The sequence below is a fragment of the Deltaproteobacteria bacterium genome (assembly GCA_030654105.1).
Classification (GTDB): Bacteria; Desulfobacterota; SM23-61; order SM23-61; family SM23-61; genus JAHJQK01.
Map to the genome: position 1 here is coordinate 1 of JAURYC010000098.1, position 8,585 is coordinate 8,585.

Genomic DNA, 8,585 nt, shown 5'->3' on the forward strand with positions numbered 1-8,585 from the left:
CCATTCCAAAGAGTGTGGTTTATAAATAATTCGGACGATCAACTGGTACAGTTTCAATTTGACCGGTTTTATTTCAATTGGCGACGGAGGCAAAATCTTTATCCACGATATCCCCATGTCATCAAAAATTTTGAAAGTGTACTGAATACAGTCTCAAATTTTTTTAATGAATTTGAACTTGGCGAACTCAAGCCAATTGAGTGTGAACTAAGCTATATCAATCACATCCCAAAGGATCAAGGATGGAATACAATTGATGATCTCCCCAAAGTATTTTCGGATTTCGTTTGGAGGCAAACAGTGGGGCGGTTTTTGCCTAATCCTATCAACATTGCCTGGCATACAAGCTTTTCTTTACCGGAAAAAAGCGGACGTTTGATCGTTAATCTGAAACAGGCCACACGAACTATTGACAAAACCCCTTTATTTGTATTCGAGTTGAAGGCGATAGGAATAGGGGAATCAACGAGCAAAGAAGGTATTCGTAGATGGTTTGACATGGCCCATGAATGGATAGTACGAGGATTCACTGATCTAACAACTCCTGAGGTTCAAAGATTATTTTGGGAGCGAGAAGACAATGCCTGAAATTGATTTGCTCACTTATGATAGATGGCTTGTGGCCTCACGGAAGGCCAGCACAGCATATGGCAATAGATTTCTTTCTGACGATCCCACAGGCGAGGAACCATATTCCGGAGCTTGGAATGTGGAAAGGGGTCAATATCAGCAAAAAAGGCCCTATTTGCTGACCCCAGCCGCCGGCCAAGGGACCGTCGATGATTATATAAGTAGTTATTTCAAGGTCGAAGATCCATTTACACAAGCCGATTTGGTTGAGACCGAAGAAGAGCAACTGCAAGAGATAATTTTTAAGCTTAGGACGTCGCCCTATATTTCTTGTCGGGAAGTGGCCGATAGACTTCTTATATTATTAAATGATGCAAAAGAAGACGATCCTACGAGCATAGGGATTGTTCTCGGCTCTCTTCGCAATTTTTATAATTTTTTCCAATTACATACCGACCTAAAATGCCCAAGTATTTCTTTAACGCCTGATAATAATATCTATGTCTCATGGAGGGCAAAGAAGAATCGAGTGTTTAGTGTGCATTTTCTGCCAAGTGCAGATGTTCGCTTTGTTATTTTTAAGCCTAATGATAGGCATCCAGAAAAACAAATTCGCCTTTCCGGTACTGCAACGACTGATATTCTGAAGGAAACGGTAGCCCCTCATGGAGTGTGGAGCTGGATCTCAGAATGAAGGGTGATAAAATACCTGATCAACATCACATTGCCCGATACTGCAGATCTACGCATACTTCAGATGGGCAAATTCAAGCAACTGCTTTCATGTTGAGATCGGGAGAAGAAATCTTAGCAGTCAATTGCCTTGAATTGCTTAACTGTTCCGGCAGAGAAAGTGAAGTTGCTCAGCTGCGAACGATTTATGCGACGAAACTAAATGTCGGAGCTCGTGCAAAAATTGCCATCCTAAATGTAGGTGAGGTTCGCAACCACGTTTTAGATGAAAGCCCTGATAGGCGAAATCTTAAGGTTCTCCATGACCCGCAATCTGAAGATCCATCCCACAGCGGAATATATAATTTAAGAGAAGATGATGAATTGATAGCTGAACTGATTCTTGAAACAGTGCGGGAGACTTACAACGCCCGCGCTTAGTCTTTTTAATCCACTCGTTGACTCCTTGCCTCCAATTTGTTAAATTACCCTCAAGATTGAAATTGTATTTTTTCAATCCCTATCCGGCAATCATTGGTAAAACCTTCAGCCCCAAAGATATAGTTTCCTAATGGCGGAAAAAAACAGATGAACCCTGAAAAAAAGCCTGGCAAGAGTTTGTTAGCTTCCTCAATCTGGCAGGCTGGAAGATTCAGGGTTACAACGAATTCGATCTTGGCTCTTCTTTGGGTGTTGCCGCCTAAATTTTTTCTCAATTCAGGCTTCGCTGATTACTTTGTCTTTATTGATAGCAACCCTGTCGGGGCTATCGTATCAAAAGACAGGGAATTATCCTGAGTGAGATGTTGGAGGCGATATGGCCATTGGGAACAACAATCAGATTGAAAAACGCCTTTGGGATGCTGCCGTCAATAAGGTGGTTAAAGAAACGACGGAGAGATTGAGCCTGGAAGCCAACAACAAGGAAGAATTGCTGAAAAAAGAATTCATCGGCGAACGGAATGTCCTGACCACCCGGATCGAGTCCCTGGAAAAAACCGTGAAAGAACAGAGCGCCCAGATTGCCGGCCTCACCCAGTTTCTGGAAAAAGCCAACCAGAAGGTGCAGGAGATTGCGGTCAAAGCCCTGGAAAGCTCATCAGCCGCCAAATCCTTTACCAACCTACAGCAGTTGTTGAATGAACAGACGAAAAAGCCTTCGCAGGAGAAATAACTTGGTTTTTGCCGATCTGCAAACCGATATTCGTTCAGACCCCGGTCCAAAAACTGGATCATGGTAAAAAGGAGATTGTGGCTGCAAGGTTTTTTAAAAGTTCCGGCAAAGGCGATTTCAAAAATGAATCAAGGGCCGCAAGGAGATTAAATGGCTATAATTCTTTCGGACAAAGAAATACCTGATTTTATTCAAGAAAAGAAGCTATTGCCAACAGATCTTTTTTCAGATTTTAACCAAGCCTTGCCATGTATGCTAAAAGATTGCGGGTTCCAAGTTCCCATAGAGCCGCAGAGACGACTCTTTGAGGAGGTGTAAAAATGGGATTAAAAGAAATCGAACACGATTTCAAGAAGAAAGTCAGCGAAAAGCTTTTCCTTTCCTCCGAAGGGATTGATCGTTATGTGGTTTTTACTCCCTTTATGTTTGATGATGGGGACCATCTCTCCATTGTGCTGAAAAGAAGGAATGGAGGATGGGTCATCTCCGACGAAGGGCACACCTATATGCACTTGACTTATGACCTCGAAGAAAAGGACCTGCAGAAAGGGACACGGCAGAAGATCATTGCCAATGCACTATCTATGTTCAGCGTCGAAGATAGGGAAGGAGAACTCGTTATTCCAATTCAGCATGAACGCTATGGGGACGCCTTGTATAACTTCGTTCAAGCCCTCCTAAAGATTACAGATGTTACTTACCTTTCACGGGAAAGGGTTCGCTCGACATTTATGGAGGATTTCAGAGCATTTATGGATGAGTCAGTCCCTGAAAATAGGCGTGAGTTCGACTGGTTTGATCGGAAGCATGATCCAGAAGGAAAATATCAGATCGATTGCCGGATTAATAGCATGCTTCGTCCTCTCTTTGTTCAGGCATTGCCAAATGATGACAAGACCAGAGATGCCACTATAACCTTACTTCAGTTTGAGAAATGGGGCGCCTCCTTCCGATCCCTCGCCATTTTTGAAGATCAAGAACAAATCAATCGCAAAGTCCTTGCCCGTTTTACTGATGTATGCGAAAAGCAGTTTTCAAGTTTAGCTGCAAATCGCGACCGGATAAAAAGATTTTTGGAAGAATCTATGCAATGAACCGCGATGATCGTCGGCTCATAGAGGACTATCTACCCATTAAGGCCATTAGTGCCGAGGCGTCGCGAGAGAAGTCTGTTCGGAATTAACCGCTCTGGCCAAAATAGCCACCAACTGGAAAAGCATTATTGGAGAATCAATCCTTCCGCTGTCTGGCAAGAGAAGATAAGAAAGGATTTGCCCCATGGTTCTTGATGAAAGAAGTCGTCAGAAGAAACTGGCCAGGAAGGCAGCCAAGCGCAAGAAGGCGATGGCCCACAAAAGAAGGGAAATTTTTGGACAAGGAAATCTGGTTACTTTTGCCGCCAGCATGCCCCTCCATGAGTGCCTGATACCCAGGGTGCTTTACGACCAGGGAATCGGCAATATCGTGATCAGCCGAAAGATGCTCAATGGGGATATCGCTGCGGCCTTCTTTTTAGTAGACACCTATTGCCTGGGGGTCAAAGATTGCTTTTTTGCCGTCATTCCACCGGGCGCATACGCGCAAAGAATAGAACAAATGGTTCAAAAGGAAGGCGCAGAATATGCAGAACCGGCCTGCACTGTAAAGTTGATTGAAAATGCCGTTGCCTATGCCGAAGGCCTCGGTTTTCATTCCCCTAAAGACTATTTAACCATCAAGGGCATCTTTGGCTCCATAGACCCTGCCACCTGTCCGAAGGAGTTTGAATTCGGCAAAGATGGGAAGCCTCTCTACATATCTGGACCCAATGAAACGCAGGCGGATTCGGAAAGAATCATTGCCACCCTTACACGACAATTTGGCCCTGACGGATTTCACTACACGGCGAGGGTGGATTTAGGAGAAGAGTGAAGAGGGGATAGATCGATAACCCTTGAAGACCCTGCGCCCATTTTCCTGCCTTACCTTCCCCCCAATCCTCTTCCCCTATCGTCCCAAACTTGTAAAGGAGGCAGGGAAATATTTTGATCAGGTAGTGACAAAGATTTTGGAAAAGGATTTTATTATTCAAAGGGTGCCAGAGGTAAAAATCTGTAAGGAGTGCGACATACAGGGTTATTGCCGGGGCACCGAAATGGCACAATAGCATTTAGCGGGTTAACCCGTTTGGAAGCCAATGTTCATGATTGCGGCGAAACCCGCGAACTATAAAAATTCCCCCCTCGCCCTCCCTTTAATAAAGGAAGTTGGGGGATTTAAGGCACTATTTCCTGCATGTATGGAATAACCATGCAATTGTATGGTATAAGCATACAAAATGGTGCCCAATATACAAAGGCTAAAAACCACTTAACAGGAAAGAGTGCAGCAAAATGATGGATCTAGATGAACACAGTGCTGACCTCTTCTTTAAGTTGGATAAAGGGGAACGCGCGGGAACCGGTATAAAAAGAATGAACGAAGCAATGGCTGCGGCCGGCCTGACTTTGCAGGAAATAGAGTATGAAACGTTCTTTAGAATCAGCTTTACGAGGCCATTTCTCAAGAAGGAAATCAGAGAAATCAAAAATAAGTTGGGAGAAAAAGTCGGAGAAAAATTGACCGAGAACCAAAAGAAAATTATTGAGAATATTTTACATACCCCCAAAATATCAGCAAGAGAATTATCTGGGATAGTCGGAATTTCTCAGAGAAAAATTGAACAAAATATTTCCAGATTAAAAAACAGCGGTCTGCTCAAACGGGTTGGATCTGCTAAAGGTGGATATTGGGAAGTAATCAAAAAGGGATGAGTTAATAACAGCAGACTTTGGGACAAGGGTTATCGGAAAACAAAGGGGAATAATGGCCAAAATTGAATTTACCAAGACCGAGCTTGTTTGGCCTGGGAAATACAATGAGGAGGGGACAAGGGAGGAAGGACCCCGGATCAACCTCCTTCTCCTTTTTTAGGTCATTGAAACCAAAAATGTAAGTGCGGTGGCATTTCGCCAGAGTATCACAAGGACAAAGCTTCCTTCTTAAGATTTTGGTGGACCCGTGAAACCTGAAGAAAAAGCAAGAAAAGAGATTGACAGACAGCTAAAAATGGCGGGCTGGAAGATTCAGGGTTACAACGAATTCGATCTTGGCTCTTCTTTGGGTGTTGCCGCCTAAATTTTTTCTCAATTCAGGCTTCGCTGATTATCTTGTCTTTAGGGAATTACCCTGATTGTGAGATATTGGAGGCGATATGGCCGTCGGGAATAATAATCAAATCGAAAAACGCCTTTGGGATGCTGCCGACGAAATGCGGGCAAATTCAAAGCTCAAATCTTCGGAGTATTCGATCCCTGTTCTGGGCCTTATTTTCCTGAGGTATGCGGATCAGAAGTTCGCCGTCGCCCAGAAGGAACTTGAAGGAAAAGGAACGGGTCGCCGACAGGTGGGCAAATCCGACTATCAGGCCAAAGGTGTTCTTTACCTTCCTGAAGCCGCCCGCTTTCAGAAACTCCTTCAGAAACCCGAGGGAGCAAATATCGGACAGGCCATCAATGACGCCATGCGGGCCATCGAAGGCGAGAACCCTGACCTCAAGGATGTCCTTCCCAAGACCTTCAACCGGCTGGAAAACTCCTCCTTGGTGGAACTCCTGAAAATCATGGCTTCCATCCCCATGGACATCGAGGGAGACGCCTTCGGAAAAATCTACGAATATTTCCTCGGCAAGTTCGCCATGGCCGAGGGTCAGAAAGGAGGGGAGTTCTTCACCCCAACGGCCATCGTCAAACTCATCGTTGAGATATTGGAGCCCTTTCATGGCCGAATCTTCGACCCTGCCTGTGGGTCGGGCGGTATGTTCGTCCAGAGCGCCAGGTTCGTCGAAACCCATAAGAAAAATCCTTCGGCAGAGATCAGCATTTACGGCCAGGAACGGGTAGCAGAAACTGTTAAGCTCTGCAAGATGAACCTTGCCGTTCACGGGCTGGCTGGGGACATCCGGCAGGGGAATACCTATTACGAAGATCTGCATAACAGCCCCGGCAAGTTCGACTTTTTCCTCGCCAATCCTCCGTTCAATGTTGACCGAGTAGATAAAGACCGGCTCAAGGACGACCCAAGATTCCCCTTTGGCCTGCCCAAGGTCGATAACGCCAATTACCTCTGGATACAGATTTTTTACAGCGCCTTGAGCAAGAACGGAAGAGCCGGTTTCGTCATGGCAAACTCGGCGGCAGATGCACGGGCTTCTGAATTGGAAATCCGTAAGAAACTCATCCAAGACCGGTCGGTGGACGTGATGGTTGCGGTAGGGCCGAATATGTTCTATACCGTCACCCTGCCCTGTATGCTCTGGTTCCTCGACAAGGGGAAGAAGGGGACGGAAAGGCAGGAGAAAGTGCTATTCCTTGACGCCCGGCACATCTACCGACAAATCGACCGTGCCCACCGGGACTTCACACCTGAGCAAATAGAGTTCCTCGCAAATATCGTCCGACTCTACCGAGGGGAGAAGCCAGAGAACCAACACGGAAGCGCCAAGATGATGGCCGAAAAGTTCCCTGAGAAGAAGTATGTGGATGTCCCCGGCCTCTGCAAGGTTGCCACTATCAAGGAGATAGAGGCACAAGGGTGGAGCCTTAATCCGGGCCGCTATGTTGGCGTTGCTGAGGGGGAGGCAGACGACTTTGACTTTAAGGAGCGATTGCAGGAGTTGAACGAGGAGTTGGAAACCCTGAATGTTGAGGCAAGGCAGTTGGAAGAAGTTATTTCGATAAACACAATCCAAATTCTCGAAAGTTAACAATGCAAGAAAAAGGTTGGAGATCTATTTTATTGGGAGAATTTGTGACCCTCCAAAGGGGGTTTGACATCACTAAAAAAGAGCAGGAAGCCGGGCCTTACAAGGTATATTCTTCGTCTGGCCCAAACAGCACTCATTCCAAATATCAAGTAAAGGGGCCAGGTGTAATAATCGGAAGAAAAGGGACACTTGGAACAGCCTTCTATTCAGATGAGGACTTCTGGCCACATGACACGACCCTGTGGGTAAAAGATTTTCATGGGAATGACCCTAAGTTTGCCTATCATTTCCTTAAATCAATGCGATTGGAGCAGTATGACTGCGGTGCATCTAACCCAACATTAAATCGAAACCACATCCATTTAATCCCTGTTTCTGTTCCCCTTGTCCCGATCCAACAAAAAATCGCCACCATTCTTTCCACCTACGATGACCTGATTGAGAATAATTTCCGACGCATCAAGATATTGGAGGAGATGGCCCAGACCCTTTATCGGGAGTGGTTCGTCAAGTTCCGCTTCCCCGGCCATCAGAAGGTCAAGATGGTAAACTCGCCCTTGGGAAAGATACCGGAGGGGTGGGGTGTAAAGAACCTCTTGGATTGGGTGGATGTCAAGTATGGTAAAACACTTCCCAAGGCAATGATGGAAGAATCTGCCCCCTATTTAGTATATGGAGCAGCCAAGGTTATTGGAAGATACAAAGAATTTAATCGTGAGAGACCGACGATTATAACAGGATGTCGTGGCAGTTGTGGACAAGTTACGATTACACGACCCAAATCGTTCATCACCAATAACTCTTTCTTTTTTGATTTTGATAACAAATCTTTTGAATATGGATATTTTCTTTTAGGGAACAGAGGATTGAATGACTGCATTGGTGGAACTGCTCAACCCCAGATTACCTTGGAGAGCCTTTCGGGAATCCAAGTCATTGTTCCATCATCCACAACGCTCATATTGTTTCACGAATTGTGTGAGCCCTTTTTCCGGCAGATGCGAGTATTGTCTGAAAAAAATGACGTTCTTTATAAGACCCGTAACCTTCTCCTCCCTAAACTTATCTCCGGCGAACTGGATGTTTCAGAACTGGACATCACTATCCCTGAGGCCAACGCATGACACCCAAAGGCGGCTCTTCATATTCCGAGCAAGAACTCATCGAACAGCCTGCCATCGAACTGTTGAAAGGGCTTGGATGGAATCATATCAACGCACTCCATGAAACCCTCGGCCCCTCCGGCACCCTCGGCCGGGACAATCAATCAGAAATCATCCTCCAATCTCGCCTTCGTATTGCTTTCAAGCGCCTAAACCCCGACCTTCCTCCCGAAGCATATAACCTCGCTTGTGAGGAATTGACCCGTGACCGTTCCCGGCTCAG

The 8,585-nt window shown here is 45.6% G+C and carries 12 protein-coding genes; all 12 read left to right on the forward strand.

The annotated features are described in order from the left end of the window. On the forward strand, positions 1-588 hold a 588-nt coding region (locus Q7V48_03705; protein ID MDO9209840.1), incomplete at its 5' end, for a TIGR04255 family protein. Then, positions 581-1,264, forward strand: coding sequence for a hypothetical protein (locus Q7V48_03710; protein ID MDO9209841.1), 684 nt, complete (start codon positions 581-583; stop codon positions 1,262-1,264). The genes Q7V48_03705 and Q7V48_03710, both read left to right, overlap by 8 nt. Next, positions 1,261-1,683, forward strand: coding sequence for a hypothetical protein (locus Q7V48_03715; protein MDO9209842.1), 423 nt, complete (start codon positions 1,261-1,263; stop codon positions 1,681-1,683). Before Q7V48_03710 ends, Q7V48_03715 begins: the two co-directional genes overlap by 4 nt. 147 nt (positions 1,684-1,830) lie before the next feature. Continuing rightward, entirely contained in the window at positions 1,831-2,040 is a 210-nt protein-coding gene (locus Q7V48_03720; protein ID MDO9209843.1) for a hypothetical protein, read from the forward strand. Positions 2,041-2,059: 19 nt separating this feature from the next. Continuing rightward, complete coding sequence (locus Q7V48_03725) at positions 2,060-2,416, forward strand: hypothetical protein (GenBank protein MDO9209844.1); 357 nt, start codon at positions 2,060-2,062, stop codon at positions 2,414-2,416. Between the two features lie 150 nt (positions 2,417-2,566). After that, positions 2,567-2,734 carry a hypothetical protein gene (locus Q7V48_03730; GenBank protein ID MDO9209845.1) on the forward strand — a complete coding sequence of 56 codons (168 nt, stop codon included), beginning with the start codon at positions 2,567-2,569 and terminating at the stop codon, positions 2,732-2,734. A gap of 2 nt (positions 2,735-2,736) precedes the next feature. Beyond that, positions 2,737-3,510 carry a DUF1828 domain-containing protein gene (locus Q7V48_03735; protein MDO9209846.1) on the forward strand — a complete coding sequence of 258 codons (774 nt, stop codon included), beginning with the start codon at positions 2,737-2,739 and terminating at the stop codon, positions 3,508-3,510. A 184-nt stretch (positions 3,511-3,694) separates the two neighbouring features. Further along, a complete protein-coding gene (locus Q7V48_03740; GenBank protein MDO9209847.1) occupies positions 3,695-4,327 on the forward strand; it encodes a hypothetical protein in 633 nt (210 codons plus the stop codon). A 461-nt stretch (positions 4,328-4,788) separates the two neighbouring features. Next, positions 4,789-5,208 carry a winged helix-turn-helix transcriptional regulator gene (locus Q7V48_03745; protein ID MDO9209848.1) on the forward strand — a complete coding sequence of 140 codons (420 nt, stop codon included), beginning with the start codon at positions 4,789-4,791 and terminating at the stop codon, positions 5,206-5,208. 440 nt (positions 5,209-5,648) lie between these two features. Next, positions 5,649-7,199, forward strand: coding sequence for a class I SAM-dependent DNA methyltransferase (locus tag Q7V48_03750; GenBank protein MDO9209849.1), 1,551 nt, complete (start codon positions 5,649-5,651; stop codon positions 7,197-7,199). Between the two features lie 2 nt (positions 7,200-7,201). Then, the gene (locus tag Q7V48_03755) at positions 7,202-8,323 is read left to right on the forward strand and encodes a restriction endonuclease subunit S (protein ID MDO9209850.1); all 1,122 of its coding nucleotides are present in this window, start codon (positions 7,202-7,204) and stop codon (positions 8,321-8,323) included. After that, positions 8,320-8,585: hypothetical protein (locus Q7V48_03760; protein MDO9209851.1), on the forward strand; the 266-nt coding region annotated here is incomplete at its 3' end. The genes Q7V48_03755 and Q7V48_03760, both read left to right, overlap by 4 nt.

What these genes read in the sequence shown, in the direction of transcription:
- Q7V48_03715 (MDO9209842.1), top strand. Translation starts at nt 1,261, where the DNA reads ATGAAGGGTGATAAAATACCTGATCAACATCACATTGCCCGATACTGC.
- Q7V48_03735 (MDO9209846.1), top strand. Translation starts at nt 2,737, where the DNA reads ATGGGATTAAAAGAAATCGAACACGATTTCAAGAAGAAAGTCAGCGAA.
- Q7V48_03755 (MDO9209850.1), top strand. Translation starts at nt 7,202, where the DNA reads ATGCAAGAAAAAGGTTGGAGATCTATTTTATTGGGAGAATTTGTGACC.
- Q7V48_03725 (MDO9209844.1), top strand. Translation starts at nt 2,060, where the DNA reads ATGGCCATTGGGAACAACAATCAGATTGAAAAACGCCTTTGGGATGCT.
- Q7V48_03745 (MDO9209848.1), top strand. Translation starts at nt 4,789, where the DNA reads ATGATGGATCTAGATGAACACAGTGCTGACCTCTTCTTTAAGTTGGAT.
- Q7V48_03740 (MDO9209847.1), top strand. Translation starts at nt 3,695, where the DNA reads ATGGTTCTTGATGAAAGAAGTCGTCAGAAGAAACTGGCCAGGAAGGCA.
- Q7V48_03720 (MDO9209843.1), top strand. Translation starts at nt 1,831, where the DNA reads ATGAACCCTGAAAAAAAGCCTGGCAAGAGTTTGTTAGCTTCCTCAATC.
- Q7V48_03710 (MDO9209841.1), top strand. Translation starts at nt 581, where the DNA reads ATGCCTGAAATTGATTTGCTCACTTATGATAGATGGCTTGTGGCCTCA.
- Q7V48_03730 (MDO9209845.1), top strand. Translation starts at nt 2,567, where the DNA reads ATGGCTATAATTCTTTCGGACAAAGAAATACCTGATTTTATTCAAGAA.
- Q7V48_03750 (MDO9209849.1), top strand. Translation starts at nt 5,649, where the DNA reads ATGGCCGTCGGGAATAATAATCAAATCGAAAAACGCCTTTGGGATGCT.